This is a genomic window from Georgenia wutianyii (genome assembly GCF_006349365.1).
Lineage (GTDB): Bacteria > Actinomycetota > Actinomycetes > Actinomycetales > Actinomycetaceae > Oceanitalea > Oceanitalea wutianyii.
The window spans coordinates 794,038-809,014 of record NZ_CP040899.1; the positions used below are offsets into that span (position 1 = coordinate 794,038).

The window sequence follows — 14,977 nt, forward strand, 5'->3', positions numbered from 1 at the left end:
GGCCTCGCCGAACGTCGCGTGCCTCACGGGGACCTCGTCTGTGGCTCGTCCTAGACTGGTCCCCATGAGTTCCACCGAGCCCCCGAGCCAGCCGAGCGAGCCGTCGACGTCGTCGGGAACGAGCGTCCTCGAGCGCGAGGAGGTCCGCGAGCAGGAGCCCGGTGACAACGACCGCTACGCCCACTACGTGAAGAAGGACAAGATCATGTCCTCCGCGCTGTCCGGGCAGCCGGTCGTGGCGCTGTGCGGCAAGGTGTGGACCCCCGGCCGGGACCCCAAGAAGTACCCCGTGTGCCCCACGTGCAAGGAGATCTACGAGAGCCTCCAGGGCGACGCCGGCTCCTCGGGACGCGGCCGCTTCGGCGGCTTCGGACGCGGCGGCCGCGGCTCCGGCGGAAGCGGAGAGTGAGCGCCGGCCACCAGCGCCGGCCGGCCCCGACCACCTCGCAGGCAGTTCCTGCAGGTGTGTCGACCGCTGCCGCGGAGCACCTCTCGCCCGCCTACCCCGCGCGGGCTGCGTGGGGGACCGCCTCGCGGCTGCGTGCCTGGCAGGCCGAGGCACTGCAGACCTACCTCGACGAGGACCCCCGCGACTTCCTCGCCGTCGCGACCCCCGGGGCCGGAAAGACGACCTTCGCCCTGCGGGTGGCCACCGAGCTGCTCTCCCGGCGCGAGGTCACCGCGGTCACCGTCGTCGCGCCCACCGAGCACCTCAAGGGCCAGTGGGCGGAGGCGGCGGCCCGCGTCGGCATCCAGCTCGACCCGGCCTTCCGCAACGCCCAGGAGCGTCACGGCGCGTCCTTCGACGGCGTTGCGCTCACCTACGCGCAAGTCGCCGCCAACCCCGACCTGCACCGCCGCCGCACGACCGCCGAGCAGACGCTCGTCATCCTCGACGAGGTGCACCACGGCGGGGACGCGCTGAGCTGGGGCGACGGCATCCGCCTCGCCTTCGAGCCGGCCCGCCGGCGTCTGGCGCTCACCGGCACCCCGTTCCGCTCGGACACCGCGGCCATCCCGTTCGTCACCTACGAGCGCGACGCCGACGGCGTGCGCCGCTCGCGGGCGGACTACTCCTACGGCTACGCCGACGCCCTGCGCGACGGCGTCGTGCGCCCGGTGATCTTCCTGTCCTACTCCGGCCAGATGCGCTGGCGTACCCGGGCGGGGGACGAGGTGAGCGCGAGCCTGGGCGAGCCGCTCACCAAGGACCTCATCGGCCAGGCCTGGCGCACGGCCCTGGACCCGTCCGGCGACTGGATCCCCGCGGTCCTCGCCGCCGCCGACCGCCGCCTCACCGAGGTGCGCCGCGGCGTGCCCGACGCCGGCGGCCTCGTCATCGCCACCGACCAGACCAAGGCCCGCGCCTACGCCAAGGTGCTCCACGAGGTCACCGGCGAGATGCCCGTCGTCGTCCTGTCCGACGACGACGGCGCCTCCGCCCGCATCGACGAGTTCTCGGCCGGCGACCAGCGCTGGATGATCGCCGTGCGCATGGTGTCCGAGGGCGTGGACGTGCCCCGTCTCGCCGTCGGTGTCTACGCCACCTCCAGCGCCACGCCGCTGTTCTTCGCGCAGGCGATCGGCCGCTTCGTGCGCGCCCGGCGCCGCGGGGAGACGGCCTCGGTGTTCCTGCCGAGCGTGCCGGTCCTGCTCGAGCTCGCCGCGCAGCTGGAGGTGGAGCGCGACCACGCGCTGGACCGCGTGCTCACCTCGGAGGAGAAGGGGGACTACTTCACCCCGGAGGACGCGCTCGTCGCGGCCGCCAACCGGGAGGAGAAGGCGAGCGACGACCTCATGCTCCCGGGGTTCGAGGCCCTGGACGCCCAGGCGTCCTTCGACCGCGTCCTGTTCGACGGCGGCGAGTTCGGCACCGGTGCGGAGGTCGGCTCGATCGAGGAGGAGGAGTACCTCGGTCTGCCGGGCCTGCTCGAGCCCGAGCAGGTCCACACCCTCCTGCGTCAGCGTCAGGCCGAGCAGGTCAAGCAGCAGAAGCGCCAGGCGGCCGCCCGGGTGCAGCGTGAGGACAACGCCGGAATCTCCGACCACAAGCGTCGTGCGGCGCTGCGCAAGGAGCTGTCGGGCCTGGTGTCGGCGTGGTCGCGGCGCAGCAACAAGCCGCACGCCGTCATCCACACCGAGCTGCGCGAACGCTGCGGAGGCCCGGAGGTGCCCCTCGCGAGCATCGAGGAGATCGAGGCCCGCATCGCCCAGCTGCGCAACTGGTTCGTCGGCCGCAAGTAGCCCTCCCGGCCCGGTCCCGGCGACCGGTCAGGTGAGGTCCCACAGCAGGCGGTAGTAGGCGATGCGCTCCTCGTCGGGGGCCGTGCCGTACGCGGCGTAGACCTCGCGGGCGTACCCCGGGCCGAAGTTCCACTCCGTGCTCCACGCGGCCACCGCGAGGTCGGCCCACGGGTCGGCGACCCCGAGCGAGCCGAGGTCGACCACGCCCACGACGGAGCCGTCCGCGGCGAGCAGCGTGTTCGGGACGCACGGGTCGCCGTGGCACACGACCGTGCGGACCGGGGCGGGCGGCTGCGCGAGCAGCGCGAGCGCGTCCTCCGGGGACAGGTGGCGGTGCTCGGGGAACCACGCCTCCGGGCCGTGGCCCGCGGCGAGCCGCTGCCCCGCCCTGGAGACCCGGTCCTCCACCGCCCACCTGAACGGGCAGTGGGCCACCGGCAGTGCGGCGTGGAGCCGTGCCAGCCCCTCACCGAGGGCGCGGGCCGCGGTGCGCGGGTCGTGCGTCCAGCGGACGGCGGACTCACCGGGGAGGGCCGCGGTGACGAGCCAGGTGCCGTCGTCGTCCCTCCCGCTCTCCAGCACGCGCGGCACGGCCGCGAACGGTGCGGCCCACCGCAGGCGCTCGGCCTCGGCGGCGAGGTCCAGGCCCTGCGTGCCGCGGGCGACCCACTTGACGAACCGCCCGGCGCCGAGCCGGAACGTCAGGCCGCCGAGCTCGTTGCGCCACACCGGGACCACCTGCTCGCCCCCCGCGAGGTCGACGACGGCGCGCGGGACGCGCACGTCCCCACCCGGCGGCCCGGCCAGCCCAGGGGGCCCGCCGGGGGAGACGTCCGCCGCACGGTTCGACATGACCGCATTCTGGCGGGTCCGACCTCGGGCGGGCGAGGTACCGCGGGCACGGGGCCGCTAGGTTGGTCGCCATGTCACGCGCGACCACCGCACTGCTCACCGACCGCTACGAGCTGACGATGCTCGAGGCCTCCCTCCAGTCCGGTGCCGCGCACCGGCGTAGCGTCTTCGAGGTCTTCGCCCGCCGGCTCTCCGGCGGGCGCAGGTACGGCGTCGTCGCGGGCACCGGCCGGGTCCTCGACGCCATCGCCTCCTTCACCTTCTCCGGCGCGGAGATCGACTGGCTGCGCGAGATGGGCGTCGTCAGCGGCGAGACCCTCGACTACCTCGCCGGCTACCGCTTCTCCGGGGACGTCCTCGGCTACGGCGAGGGGGAGTGCTTCTTCCCCGGGTCCCCGATCCTCACCGTGCGCGGCACCTTCGCCGAGGCAGTCCTGCTCGAGACGGTCGTGCTCTCGGTGCTCAACCACGACTCCGCCGTCGCGGCTGCGGCCTCGCGGATGACCACCGCCGCCCACGGCCGGCCCTGCCTGGAGATGGGGGCTCGCCGCACCCACGAGGAGGCCGCCGTCGCGGCTGCGCGCGCCGCCGTCGTCGGGGGGTTCGCCGGCACGAGCGTCCTCGAGGCGGGCCGCACCTACGGCATCCCGACGATCGGGACCGCCGCACACTCCTTCACCCTCGTCCACGACGACGAGGAGGCCGCCTTCGACGCCCAGGTGCGGGCGATGGGGCCGGGCACGACGCTGCTCGTCGACACCTACGACGTCGAGCGCGGTGTCGAGCGCGCGGTGGCCGCCGCCCGTCGCCACGGCGGGGAGCTCGGCGCGGTGCGCCTCGACTCCGGTGACCTCGTCGCCCAGGCGTTCACCGTGCGCCGCCAGCTCGACGAGCTCGGCGCGACGACGACGCGCATCACCGTGACCTCCGACCTCGACGAGTACGCCATCGCCGCCCTCGGCGCCGCGCCGGTGGACGCCTACGGGGTGGGCACCAAGCTCGTCACCGGCTCCGGGCTGCCGACCGCCGAGCTCGTCTACAAGCTCGTCGAGCGCGAGGGCGCCGACGGACGGATGGTCGACGTCGCCAAGGCCTCGGCCTCCAAGGCGACCGTCGGCGGCTTCAAGGTCGCCGGGCGCGTCTTCTCCAACGGCGTGGCCCAGGAGGAGCTCGTCGTCGGGTGCGAGGACGAGGCCACCGGGGTGCGGGTGCTGGAGGAGCACGGGGCGCGCGGGCTGCAGCTCCCGCTCGTGCGACAGGGCGTCATCGCCGACGAGCACCGTGGACCGGGTGCCGTCGCGGCCGCCGCCGAGCGGCACGTCGCCTCGCGGGCCGCGCTGCCCTACGAGGGCTGGCGGCTGAGCGAGGGTGAACCGGCGATCCCGACCCGCCACGTCATCGCCTGAGGCCCCGAAAGTTCCAGGTCAGGCGCGAGTTTGCGGTTCAGCGTGCCCTGGTGAACAAGTTCTGCAACGCTTGACGCCAACAGGCCGGCGCCGAGTGGCGCCGGGAACGAAGGGAGTCCTCGTATGTCTTTGTGGCTGATTCTGATCATCCTCGGTGTCGTCATGCTCATCATCGGTGTCGCGGTCGAGGCGGCCCAGATCCTCATCTGGATCGGTGTGGCGATTCTCGTGATCTCCGTGATCATGTCCCTCGTGGGACGAGGCAAGAAGACCAGGGTTTGACCCGCGCCACACCACACGCGTGAGGACCTCGACGGGGCCCGGCAGGAACGTTCCTGCCGGGCCCCGTCGTCCTGCCGGGCGCGGGCGGGGCGTCGGGCGGAGTGCATAGGGTGGGGCGCATGGTGGCAGCGACGACGCCCGGACCCGTCACGGTGCCCGGGCAGACCGAGGAGCACGAGCAGGCGCTCGACCCCGCACGACCCTGGCGCACCGTGGTCTGGAACGACCCGGTCAACCTCATGAGCTACGTGACCTACGTGTTCCGCACGTACTTCGGCTACCCCGAGCCCCGCGCCCGCGAGCTCATGCTCCAGGTCCACCACGACGGGCGCGCCGTCGTCGCCGAGGGCGCCCGGGAGAAGATGGAGGTCCACGTGCAGGCGATGCACTCCTACGGGCTGTGGGCCACCCTCGAGCCCGAGGGGGGCGCCTGAGATGCGCGCGTTCCTCGCCGTCCCCGGCGGGTGGGCCTGCGAGCTCGAGCCCGCCGAGCTGCGGATCATCAGCCGCATCGTCGCCGACACCGCCGAGCTCCTCGGCTCGCACATCGAGGAGGAGGACGACGCCGAGCACGCCTCCGAGGAGGACGCCGTCCTCGCCGCCCTCGACTGGGACCCTGCCGCCGGACAGCCGCCCCGCGACCCCGCGCTCGCGCGGCTGCTGCCCCCGGCGAGCCGGGAGGACGAGCAGCTCGCCGCGGAGCTGCGCAGGCTCACCGAGAGCTCGCTGCGGGCGACGAAGGTGGACCACCTGCGGGTGGTCCACGCCGGCCTGCGGACGAGCTCCGGCGTCGTCGTCGTGCGCGCCGGGCAGGAGCGGGCCTGGCTCTCCGCCCTCACCGACCTGCGCCTCGTCCTCGCCGCACGCCTGGGCATCGAGACCGACGAGGACGCCGAGCGCGTCTACGACCGTGCAGGCACCGAGGCGCCCACCACGCCGCGTGACGAGCTCGACGCCGCCCTCACGAGCCTGTACGCCGCCCTCACCTGGTGGCAGGAGTCACTGCTCGAGGCCATGTCGGGCGGGCCCCGATGAGGTTAACGTCAGAAGCGTGAACGACGCGCCGATCGGTGTCTTCGACTCAGGGGTGGGGGGCCTGACCGTTGCGCGCGCCATCCTGGACCAGCTGCCCCACGAGTCGATCCTCTACATCGGGGACACCGCACACACGCCCTACGGGCCCAAGCCCATCGCCGAGGTCCGCGCGCTGGCCATCGACGTCATGGACCGGCTCGTCCACTCCGGGGTCAAGGCCCTGGTCATCGCCTGCAACTCCGCCTCCGCCGCCGTCCTGCGCGACGCCCGTGAGCGCTACACCGTCGGGGCCGGGGTGCCGGTCGTCGAGGTGATCCAGCCGGCCGTGCGCCGCGCGGTGGCTGCCACCCGCTCCGGGAAGGTCGGCGTCATCGGCACCCGGGCGACGATCAGCTCCGGCGCCTACCGCGACGCCTTCGCCGCCGCGCCCCACCTCGAGCTCACCATGTCCGCAGCCCCCCGCTTCGTCGAGTTCGTCGAGCGGGGCGTCACCTCCGGCCCCGAGGTGCTCGCCGCCGCCCGGGAGTACCTCGAGCCCGTCCGCGCCGCAGGCGTGGACACCCTGGTTCTCGGCTGCACCCACTACCCGCTGCTCACCGGCGTCATCTCCTACGTCATGGGCGAGGAGGTCACTCTCGTGTCGAGCGCGGAGGAGACGGCCAAGGACACCTACCGGATGCTGGTCGCGCACGACCTCGAGCGTGACATCGCGGCCCCGCCGCCGCAGCACCGCTTCCTCGCCACCGGCGACGGCGAGAGCTTCACCCGGCTCGCCCACCGCTTCCTCGGCCCGGAGGTCGGCCGGGTTGACCGCGACACCGAGCTGGAGGTCACCGCGTGAGGCTGACGATCGTGGGCTGCGCCGGCTCGATGTCCAGCCCGGACTCCGCCTCCTCGTGCTACCTGGTGCAGGCCGACGGCCCCGACGGCGCCGGTGGCACCCGCACGTGGAGCATCCTCCTCGACCTCGGGTCCGGCGCCTTCGGCTCGCTCCTGCGCCACCTCGACCCCGCCGAGCTCGATGCCGTCGTGCTCAGCCACCTGCACGCCGACCACGTCGTGGACATCACCGGCCTGGACGTCTACCGGCGCTACAACCCGGCCGGGGCCCTCGGCCCGGTGCTGGTGCTCGGCCCGCCCGGCACCGACGCCCGCGTCGCCGGCCTGACGATGGAGGAGGACCTCTCCGCCCTCGACTCCGCCTTCACCTTCGCCGAGCACGTGCCCGGCCAGGTCGTGGAGGTCGGGCCGCTGCGGGTCGAGGCCTTCCCGGTCGAGCACCCGGTGCCCGCGTTCGCGCTGCGGGTCACCGGGCCGTCGCAGGACGGCACCCGCGACGTCGTGCTCACCTACTCCGGCGACACGGACGCCTGCGACGCGCTCGTGGAGGCTGCGCGCGACGCGGACCTGTTCCTCTGCGAGTCCGCCTTCCAGGAGGACCGGGACACCGTGCGAGGCATCCACCTCACCGGCCTGCGGGCGGGCACGATCGCCACCGCCGCCGGTGCCCGATGTGTCGTGCTCACCCACCTGCCGCCGTGGAACGACCCCGCGGTCGTGCACGCCGAGGCCACCGCCACCTACGCCGGCCCCCTCGAGCTCGCCACCCCGAACGCCACCTGGTCCCTCTGACCCCCTCTCTCTCCCCCCGCGAGAGCCGACTTCCGCGCGAGAGCGGAGTTCCGCGCGAGAGCCGACTTCCGCGCGAGAGCGGAGTTCCGCGCGAGAGCCGACTTCCGCTGCTGGTCCGGGCGTCAGTAGCCGGTCGACGGTGTTCGATGGGCGCGTGAGACGCGTCCTGGTCCTCGGTGGCACCGCCTGGCTCGGCCGGGAGGTCGCTCGCGTCGCCCTCGCCGCGGGAGCCGAGGTCGTCTGTCTGGCACGCGGCGTGTCGGGCACCGTCCCCGACGGCGCGCGACTCGTCGTCGCGGACCGCACCCGACCGGGCGCGTACGCGGACCTCGACGGCGAGTGGGACGACGTCGTCGAGCTCGCCTACGAGCCGGAGCCGGTCGAGTCGGCGCTCGCCGCCCTCGCCGGCCGGGCGCGCCACTGGACGCTCGTCTCGAGCGTCTCCGTCTACCGCGACAACGACGCGCCGGGCGCGGACGAGGGCGCCGCCGTCGTCGACCCGGTCGACCTCACGGACTACGCCCAGGCCAAGGTGGCCGCCGAGCGCGCCACCGCCGCTGCTCTCGGGGAGCGGCTCCACGTCGTGCGCCCCGGCCTCATCGTCGGCCCGGGCGACCCCAGCGACCGCTTCGGCTACTGGCCCGCGCGCCTGCTGCGCGGTGGCCAGGTGCTCACCCCGACCCTCGCGGGACGGCACGTCCAGGTCATCGACGTCGCCGACCTCGCGGCGTGGATCGTCACGGCCGGGCTGCGCGGCGCGGGCGGCGTCGTCGACGCCGTCGGCCACAGCCACCCGCTCACCGACGTACTCGCCGAGATCGCCGCGGCCGCCGGCGTCGACGGCGTCCGTGTCCCTGCCGAGGACGAGTGGCTCCTCGCCCGCGGCGTCCGCCACTGGGCCGGCCCACGGTCACTGCCGCTGTGGCTGCCGCCGGACATGGGCGGGATGATGCAGCGCAGCAACGCCGCCTACCTCGCCGCCGGCGGCAGCGTCCGTCCGCTCGCGGACACCATCGCGCGCGTGCTCGACGACGAACGCGAGCGGGGCCTCGACCGCCCGCGCCGCTCCGGGCTGACGGCGGAGGAGGAACACAGCCTGCTGGCGGATCTCGCCACGCCCTGACCGTGCGGAAGTCGACTGTCGCGCGGAAGTCGGCTGTCGTTCGGAAGTCGGCTGTCGCGGGGGTGGGGCGCGACGCGCCGTGGACAGGGGATGGACGTGACGGCGGCCGGGGGTGGCGGGTCGTTAACCTGACCCCATGATTCAAAGCTCTTCCCCGGACGAAGCACGCAGCAGCGCCCGACTCGACATGCCCGAGGCGCTGCGCGCGGACGTGCGCCTGCTCGGCGCCCTCCTCGGTCGCGTGCTGCGCGAGGACGGCGGGGAGGATCTCCTCTCCGACGTCGAGCGGTTGCGCGAGCTGGCGATCGGCGCCGTCGTCGACACCGACGGCGACGGCCTGCTGGCCGAGGCGCAGGCCCTCATCGACTCCTTCACCGTGGAGCGCGCCGAGCAGGTGGCCCGCGCGTTCACCTGCTACTTCCACCTCGTCAACCTCGCCGAGGAGTACCACCGGGTGCGCGCGCTGCGCGGCCGCGAGGAGGCTCAGCCGCGGTCTGACGCGCTCGCCGGCGCCTACGCCCAGCTCGCCGCCGAGACCTCCGAGGAGGAGGCCGCCCGCCGGCTGCGCGAGCTGGAGTTCCACCCCGTCCTCACCGCGCACCCCACCGAGGCCCGCCGCCGCGCCGTCTCCGGCTCAATCCGCCGGATCTCCGACCTCGTCGCCGAGGCGGACGACCCGCGCCTGGGCGCCAACGCCCGCCAGCGCATCGAGCGCCGGCTGCTCGCGGAGATCGACACGATGTGGCGCACGGCCCACCTGCGCGAGTCCAAGCCCTCGCCGGTCGACGAGGTCTTCACCGCGATGTCGGTCTTCGAGCAGACCCTCTTCGAGGTGCTCCCTCAGGTCTACCGCCAGACCGACGACTGGCTCCTCGGCGACGAGCGCGGCTACGCAGCCCCGCGCGCCACGCCCTTCGTCCGGCTCGGCAGCTGGATCGGTGCCGACCGCGACGGCAACCCGAACGTCACCGCCAAGGTCACCCGGCAGGCGGCGGCCATCGCGGCCGAGCACGTCCTCACCGCCCTCGAGCGGGAGACCGCCCGGATCGGGCTGGCGATGACGCTCGACGAGGCCGGCACCCCGCCGTCCGAGGAGCTCCGCGCGCTGTGGAACTCCCAGCGCCAGCTCTCCGAGGAGGTCACCGCCCAGGTGGCGGCCCGCTCCCCGCGTGAGCCGCACCGCCGGGTCATGCTCGTCGCGGCCGCGCGCCTCGCCGCCACCCGCGAGCGGGACGCCGACCTCGCCTACACCGGCCCGGAGGAGTACCTCTCGGACCTGCGCGTCGTCCAGGACTCCCTGCGCCGGGCCGGTGCCTTCCGCAAGGCCCACGGGGACCTGCAGAACCTCATCTGGCAGGCGGAGTCCTTCGGGTTCCACCTCACCGAGCTCGAGGTCCGCCAGCACTCCAAGGTGCACGCGCAGACGCTCGCGTGGCTCGAGGACCCGACGTCGGTGCCCGAGCCGGCCGTCGACCCCGAGGAGGTCCTCGAGACCTTCCGGTCGATCGCCGCGATCCAGCGCCGGCACGGGATCGACGCCTGCCGCCGGTACACGGTCTCCTTCACCCGCAGCAGCGAGGACCTCGCCGCCGTGTACCGCCTCGCCGAGCACGCGCTCGGCTCGCCGGAGGCCGCGCCGGTGCTCGACGTCGTGCCCCTGTTCGAGACCTTCGACGACCTCCAGGCCGCGCCGCGGATCCTGGAGGAGATGCTCGAGCTGCCGCAGGTGCAGGCGCGCCTCGCGCAGACCGGACGCCGCATCGAGGTCATGCTCGGCTACTCCGACTCCGCCAAGGACGTCGGGCCCGTGTCGGCGAACCTCGCGCTGTACGTCGCGCAGGAGGAGATCGCGGCCTGGGCGCAGCGCAACGACATCCACCTCACGCTCTTCCACGGCAAGGGCGGCGCCCTCGGCCGCGGCGGTGGCCCCGCGAACCGGGCGATCCTCGCGCAGCCGCCGCACTCGGTGGACGGCCGGTTCAAGCTCACCGAGCAGGGCGAGGTCATCACCGCCCGCTACGGCGACCGCGCGATCGCGGCCCGGCACATCGACCAGGTCGCCGCGGCCACCTTGCTCGCCGGCGCCCCGTCGACGGAGAAGCGCAACGCCGCGGCCGCCGAGCGTTTCGCCGGCCTCGCCGCGACGATGGACGAGGTCTCCCGCGCCCGCTTCTACGAGCTCATCCACGCCGAGGGCTTCGCCCCCTGGTTCGCCCAGGTGACCCCGCAGGAGGAGGTCGGCATGCTGCCGCTGGGCTCGCGTCCCGCGCGTCGCGGCCTGTCGGTGGAGTCCCTCGAGGACCTGCGCGCCATCCCGTGGGTGTTCGCGTGGACCCAGGCGCGGATCAACCTCACCGGCTGGTTCGGCCTCGGCTCCGCCCTCGAGGCGGTCGGGGACCTCGAGGCGCTGCAGACCGCCTACCGCGAGTGGCCGCTGTTCAACACGCTCATCGACAACGTCGAGATGTCGCTGGCGAAGACCGACCGACGGATCGCGCGCCAGTACCTCGCGCTGTCGGACCGGGAGGACCTCTCCCAGCTCGTCCTGGACGAGCTCGACCTCACCACCGACTGGGTGCTGCGCATCACCGGCCACTCCTACCCCCTCGAGGGGCGCCGGGTGCTCGGCCGGGCGGTCCAGCTGCGCAACCCCTACGTCGACGCGCTGTCGCTGCTGCAGCTGCGGGCGCTGCGTGCGCTGCGTACCGACGCCGACGTGCGGCCCGACGCGGAGCTCGCCGAGATCCGGCGCCTGCTCCTCCTCACCGTCAACGGCATCGCCGCGGGCCTGCAGAACACCGGCTGACGCCTCACGGTCCGCGCATGGGCGGGGTCCTCCCTCCGGGGGCGGCCCCGCTCTCGGCGTTCCGGGCGCGCGTCGAACCTGCCACCAAGTCGGCGACACGCGGGCGACACGCTGTGCCGGGCGCCCCGGGAAGGGCTTGCCACGGCACTTCGTGGCAGGTTCCGAGCGGCACCGGGCCGGCCGCGCGTCACGGGAGCGGGTGCACGGCCTCCAGCAGCGCCCGGGTGACCGGTGCCTGCGGCGTGGCCCACACGTCCTCGACCGGACCCTGCTCGACGATCCGCCCGCCCTGCATGACGGCGACGCTCCGGCACACCCTCCGCACGACGGCGAGGTCGTGGGAGATGAGGACGAGCGCGGTGCCGGTGCGCTCCTGGAGGTCGACGAGCAGGTCGAGGATCGCGGCCTGGACGGTGACGTCGAGGGCGGAGACCGGCTCGTCGAGCACGAGGACGGCGGGGTCGGCGGCCAGGGCACGCGCGATCGCCAGCCGCTGCCGCTGCCCGCCGGACATCGCGCGCGGCCGGCGGTGGAGCACCGCCTGCGGCAGCCGGACGAGCTCGAGGAGCTCGGCGGGGGAGCGGTCGCTCCCTGCGGCGCGCACGGCCGCGGTGAGCACCTTGCCCGCCGTCCAGCGCGGGTCGAAGGAGGCGAGCGGGTCCTGCGGGACGAGCCGCACGAGGTGTCGCCGCGGCCGTCGGCGGCGCTCGGGGAGACCGCTCCACGGCTCGCCGAGCAGCTCCACCTGCCCCGCGTCCGGTTCCTCGGCAGCGACGAGCATGCGCGCGAGCGTCGACTTCCCGCTGCCCGACTCCCCGACGACCCCGAGCGCCTCGCCGCGCCGCACGAGGAGGTCGACGTCGTCCAGGGCGTCCACGGCGCCACCGCCGGGCAGCCGGTAGCGCCGGGTCAGCCCGCCGGCGCGCAGCACCTCCTGCCCGCCGGGGGGAGTCGTCCCCGGCCGCGACCCGCGCGGCACCGCGGCCAGCAGGGCGCGGGTGACGTCGTGGGACGGGCGGCGCAGGACCTCGTCGACCGGTCCGAACTCCACCACCCGGCCCGCGTCGAGCACGACGACGTCGTCGGCCAGCCGCGCCACCGCGCCGAGGTCGTGGGTGACGAGGAGGACGGCGGTCCCGGCGTCGCGGAGCTCGGCGAGGAGGTCGAGGACGCCGCTCGCGACGGTGGCGTCCAGCGCCGTCGTCGGCTCGTCGGCGACGAGCAGGGCCGGGTCGGAGACGATCGCGGAGGCGATGAGGGCGCGCTGGCGCATCCCGCCGGACATCTCCCCGGAGCGCTGGGCGGCGCGGGTGGCGGGCTCGTCGAGGCCGGCGCGGACGAGGGCCTCGAGCACCCGGCGGCGTCGCTCCGGGGCGGACACCCCCTGCAGGCGCAGCGACTCCCCGACCTCGGCGCCGACGGTGCGCAGCGGGTCGAGGGACTGGAGCGCGTCCTGGAGGACGAAGCCGACGTCCTGCCCGCGCAGGCGCCGCCACTGTCGCTCCCCGGCCGCGGTGAGGTCCTGCCCGGCGACGTGCAGCCGCGTCGCCGACACCCGTGCGGGCGCCCCGCCCTCCCCGGCGAGGCCGACGAGGCTGCGCGCGAGCACCGACTTGCCGGCGCCGGACTCGCCGACGACGGCGAGACAGCGCCCCGCCTCCAGGCGCAGGTCCACCCCGCGCAGCACCTGGCCCACGCCGGGGAAGGCGACGGTGAGCCCGGCGACGTCGAGGACGGGGCTCATGCCGGCGCCACCGCGCTCAGGCGCCGACCGAGGAGGGTGAGGGCCGCGGCGGTCACGGTGATCGCGAGACCCGGGGCCACGGTGAGCCACCAGGAGGTCGTGATGTGCAGGCGGCTGGCGTTGAGCATCGCCCCCCACTCCGGCGAGGGCGGCAGCGCCCCGAGACCGAGGTAGCTGAGCGCCGACACCCACACGATCGCCTGCCCGACGCCGAGCGTGGCGAGCGCGACGAGCGGCCACACGGTGTTCGGCAGGACATGGCGGACGAACGCGCGCGGCGCCCCGACGCCCTCGAGCCGCGCCGCCCCCACGTACGGGCTGCGCGCGACGGACTGCGCCCGGGCGCGCAGGATCCGGGCGTACCCCGGGGCGGTCGCGGCGCCGACGGCGAGCACGGAGGGTCCCACGCCCGCGCCCAGCACGGCGACGAGCAGGAGCGCGAGGACGAGGCTGGGCAGCGCGAAGAGCACCTCGATGATCCGGCTGAGCAGCCCGTCGAGCCAGCGCGGGCCGAGCGCGGCACCGAACCCGAGGACGACGCCGAGGGCGAGGCCGATCGCCGTCGCCGCGGCTCCCACGCCGAGCGACTGACCCGCGCCGTGGACCACGCGCGTCCACACGTCCCGACCCGAGGCGTCGGTGCCGAGCAGCCCGCCCTCGCCGGGCGGCAGGTAGGCCCGCGCGGGCGCGACGGCGGTGGGGTCGCCGGGGGCGAGGAGATCGGGCCACACCGCCGCGAGGAGGACGAGGAGGACGACGGCGCCGCTCACCAGCCCGCTGGGCCCGAGCGAGCGCACGAGGCGGGTGGCGCCGAGCCGTTCGGCGGCCTCGCGCAGCGGCGTGACGGCGCGGGTGCTCACGAGACCACCTCGCCGTGCGGCGCCGTCCGGACGGCCTCGAGCCGGCCGCGCAGCCGCGGGTCGACGAGCCGCTCGAGCACGTCGGCGACCGACATGACGACGACGTAGCCCAGCGCGATGACGAGGACGACGCCGATGACGAGCGGGACGTCGCGGGAGTGGGTGGCGTCGATGAGCAGGCGCCCGAGGCCCGGGCGCCCGAACAGCGTCTCGACGACGACGGCGCCGGAGAGCAGCGAGCCGAAGGCCCAGCCGGACAGCGCGATCGCCGGGAGGGCGGCGTGGCGCAGCGAGTGGCGCCACAGCACCGAGCCCTCCCCGGCGCCGCGGGTGCGCGCCGTCGTCGCGAAGGGCGCGGTGTGCGCCTCCTCCAGCCCGTCGCGCATGACCTGGCCGAGGAACCCGGCGACGGGGACGGCGAGGGTGAGCGCGGGCAGCAGGAGGGAGCGCAGGGAGCTGTCGCTGCTCGTCGCGGGCAGCCAGCCCAGCCCGCCGGCGACGACGGCGATGAGCACCGCGCCGAGCCAGAAGTGCGGGGTCACCGACGCGACGACCTCCGCGCCGCGCAGCAGGCCGACCGCCCGCCGGGCCACCGGGCCGCGGGCCCGCACGGCGGCGGTCGCTACGACGAGGGCGATGACCCAGGCGAGGAGCAGGCCGAGGGCGGCGAGGGCGAGCGTGCCGCCGATCTGGTCCCCGATGAGCTCGGAGACGGGCCGGCGCCGGGCGTAGGAGTCACCGAGCCGGAACGTCACCGTCCGGGCGAGCTGGAGCAGGTACTGGACGAGGAGCGGCTGGTCGAGCGCGTACTCCGCGCGCACCTGCGCCACCGCCTCCTCGCTCGCCTGCGAGCCCGGCCCGCCGAGGATCGCCTCGGAGGGGTCGCCGCCCGCCGCGCGCAGCGCGAAGAACACGACGGTGGCGACCACCCAGGCGACCAGCGCGGCCGCCGCGAGCCGGCCCAGCAGCCAGCGCAGCACGCTCATCGGCCGG

General features: G+C 74.9%; 14 protein-coding genes. 10 read left to right on the forward strand and 4 right to left on the reverse strand.

Annotated elements, in window-relative coordinates:
- The first annotated feature begins 64 nt into the window (after positions 1–64).
- Together FE251_RS03495 and FE251_RS03500 are read left to right on the forward strand one after the other, a co-directional pair.
- Entirely contained in the window at positions 65–409 is a 345-nt protein-coding gene (locus FE251_RS03495; RefSeq protein WP_139073514.1) for a DUF3039 domain-containing protein, read from the forward strand.
- Between the two features lie 56 nt (positions 410–465).
- On the forward strand, positions 466–2,244 hold the full coding sequence (locus FE251_RS03500) for a DEAD/DEAH box helicase (RefSeq protein WP_139073515.1): 1,779 nt from the start codon (positions 466–468) through the stop codon (positions 2,242–2,244).
- Positions 2,245–2,271: 27 nt separating this feature from the next.
- Here FE251_RS03500 and FE251_RS03505 read toward each other — a convergent pair whose 3' ends face one another.
- Entirely contained in the window at positions 2,272–3,096 is an 825-nt protein-coding gene (locus tag FE251_RS03505; protein WP_139073516.1) for an aminoglycoside 3'-phosphotransferase, read from the reverse strand.
- A gap of 71 nt (positions 3,097–3,167) precedes the next feature.
- Here FE251_RS03505 and FE251_RS03510 point away from each other — a divergent pair, with 71 nt between their 5' ends.
- The 8 genes from FE251_RS03510 to FE251_RS03540 all read left to right on the forward strand — a co-directional run bounded on the left by FE251_RS03510 (position 3,168) and on the right by FE251_RS03540 (position 11,380).
- Complete coding sequence (locus FE251_RS03510) at positions 3,168–4,502, forward strand: nicotinate phosphoribosyltransferase (protein WP_139073517.1); 1,335 nt, start codon at positions 3,168–3,170, stop codon at positions 4,500–4,502.
- Positions 4,503–4,625: 123 nt separating this feature from the next.
- A complete protein-coding gene (locus FE251_RS15455; protein WP_168202643.1) occupies positions 4,626–4,784 on the forward strand; it encodes a hypothetical protein in 159 nt (52 codons plus the stop codon).
- A gap of 119 nt (positions 4,785–4,903) precedes the next feature.
- Positions 4,904–5,218 carry an ATP-dependent Clp protease adapter ClpS gene (gene clpS, locus FE251_RS03515; RefSeq protein ID WP_139073518.1) on the forward strand — a complete coding sequence of 105 codons (315 nt, stop codon included), beginning with the start codon at positions 4,904–4,906 and terminating at the stop codon, positions 5,216–5,218.
- A 1-nt stretch (position 5,219) separates the two neighbouring features.
- Positions 5,220–5,819, forward strand: a complete 600-nt coding sequence (locus tag FE251_RS03520) for a DUF2017 domain-containing protein (RefSeq protein WP_139073519.1) — start codon at positions 5,220–5,222, stop codon at positions 5,817–5,819.
- 16 nt (positions 5,820–5,835) lie between these two features.
- The gene (murI, locus tag FE251_RS03525) at positions 5,836–6,660 is read left to right on the forward strand and encodes a glutamate racemase (protein WP_139947896.1); all 825 of its coding nucleotides are present in this window, start codon (positions 5,836–5,838) and stop codon (positions 6,658–6,660) included.
- Positions 6,657–7,451, forward strand: coding sequence for an MBL fold metallo-hydrolase (locus FE251_RS03530; protein WP_139947898.1), 795 nt, complete (start codon positions 6,657–6,659; stop codon positions 7,449–7,451). Before murI ends, FE251_RS03530 begins: the two co-directional genes overlap by 4 nt.
- A 154-nt stretch (positions 7,452–7,605) precedes the next feature.
- On the forward strand, positions 7,606–8,574 hold the full coding sequence (locus FE251_RS03535; RefSeq protein WP_139947900.1) for a Rossmann-fold NAD(P)-binding domain-containing protein: 969 nt from the start codon (positions 7,606–7,608) through the stop codon (positions 8,572–8,574).
- 136 nt (positions 8,575–8,710) lie between these two features.
- The gene (locus FE251_RS03540) at positions 8,711–11,380 is read left to right on the forward strand and encodes a phosphoenolpyruvate carboxylase (RefSeq protein WP_230976529.1); all 2,670 of its coding nucleotides are present in this window, start codon (positions 8,711–8,713) and stop codon (positions 11,378–11,380) included.
- A 187-nt stretch (positions 11,381–11,567) separates the two neighbouring features.
- On the opposite strand, the gene FE251_RS03545 is transcribed toward FE251_RS03540, so the two are convergent.
- From FE251_RS03545 to FE251_RS03555, 3 genes are read right to left on the reverse strand one after another with little or no spacing between them, the layout of a single operon-like run.
- Complete coding sequence (locus tag FE251_RS03545) at positions 11,568–13,124, reverse strand: ATP-binding cassette domain-containing protein (RefSeq protein WP_139947902.1); 1,557 nt, start codon at positions 13,122–13,124, stop codon at positions 11,568–11,570.
- Positions 13,121–13,984, reverse strand: coding sequence for an ABC transporter permease (locus FE251_RS03550; RefSeq protein WP_230976530.1), 864 nt, complete (start codon positions 13,982–13,984; stop codon positions 13,121–13,123). Before FE251_RS03550 ends, FE251_RS03545 begins: the two co-directional genes overlap by 4 nt.
- Positions 13,981–14,970: an ABC transporter permease gene (locus FE251_RS03555; protein WP_139947904.1), complete on the reverse strand. Its 990-nt coding sequence runs from the start codon at positions 14,968–14,970 to the stop codon at positions 13,981–13,983. The genes FE251_RS03550 and FE251_RS03555 overlap by 4 nt, the downstream gene beginning before the upstream one ends.
- Between the last annotated feature and the right edge of the window lie 7 nt (positions 14,971–14,977).

Excerpts from the sequence above, each read along its gene's own strand:
- FE251_RS03495 (WP_139073514.1), top strand. The coding sequence starts at position 65 with ATGAGTTCCACCGAGCCCCCGAGCCAGCCGAGCGAGCCGTCGACGTCG.
- FE251_RS03505 (WP_139073516.1), bottom strand. The coding sequence starts at position 3,096 with ATGTCGAACCGTGCGGCGGACGTCTCCCCCGGCGGGCCCCCTGGGCTG.
- FE251_RS03510 (WP_139073517.1), top strand. The coding sequence starts at position 3,168 with ATGTCACGCGCGACCACCGCACTGCTCACCGACCGCTACGAGCTGACG.
- FE251_RS15455 (WP_168202643.1), top strand. The coding sequence starts at position 4,626 with ATGTCTTTGTGGCTGATTCTGATCATCCTCGGTGTCGTCATGCTCATC.
- clpS (WP_139073518.1), top strand. The coding sequence starts at position 4,904 with ATGGTGGCAGCGACGACGCCCGGACCCGTCACGGTGCCCGGGCAGACC.
- FE251_RS03520 (WP_139073519.1), top strand. The coding sequence starts at position 5,220 with ATGCGCGCGTTCCTCGCCGTCCCCGGCGGGTGGGCCTGCGAGCTCGAG.
- FE251_RS03540 (WP_230976529.1), top strand. The coding sequence starts at position 8,711 with ATGATTCAAAGCTCTTCCCCGGACGAAGCACGCAGCAGCGCCCGACTC.
- FE251_RS03545 (WP_139947902.1), bottom strand. The coding sequence starts at position 13,124 with ATGAGCCCCGTCCTCGACGTCGCCGGGCTCACCGTCGCCTTCCCCGGC.
- FE251_RS03555 (WP_139947904.1), bottom strand. The coding sequence starts at position 14,970 with ATGAGCGTGCTGCGCTGGCTGCTGGGCCGGCTCGCGGCGGCCGCGCTG.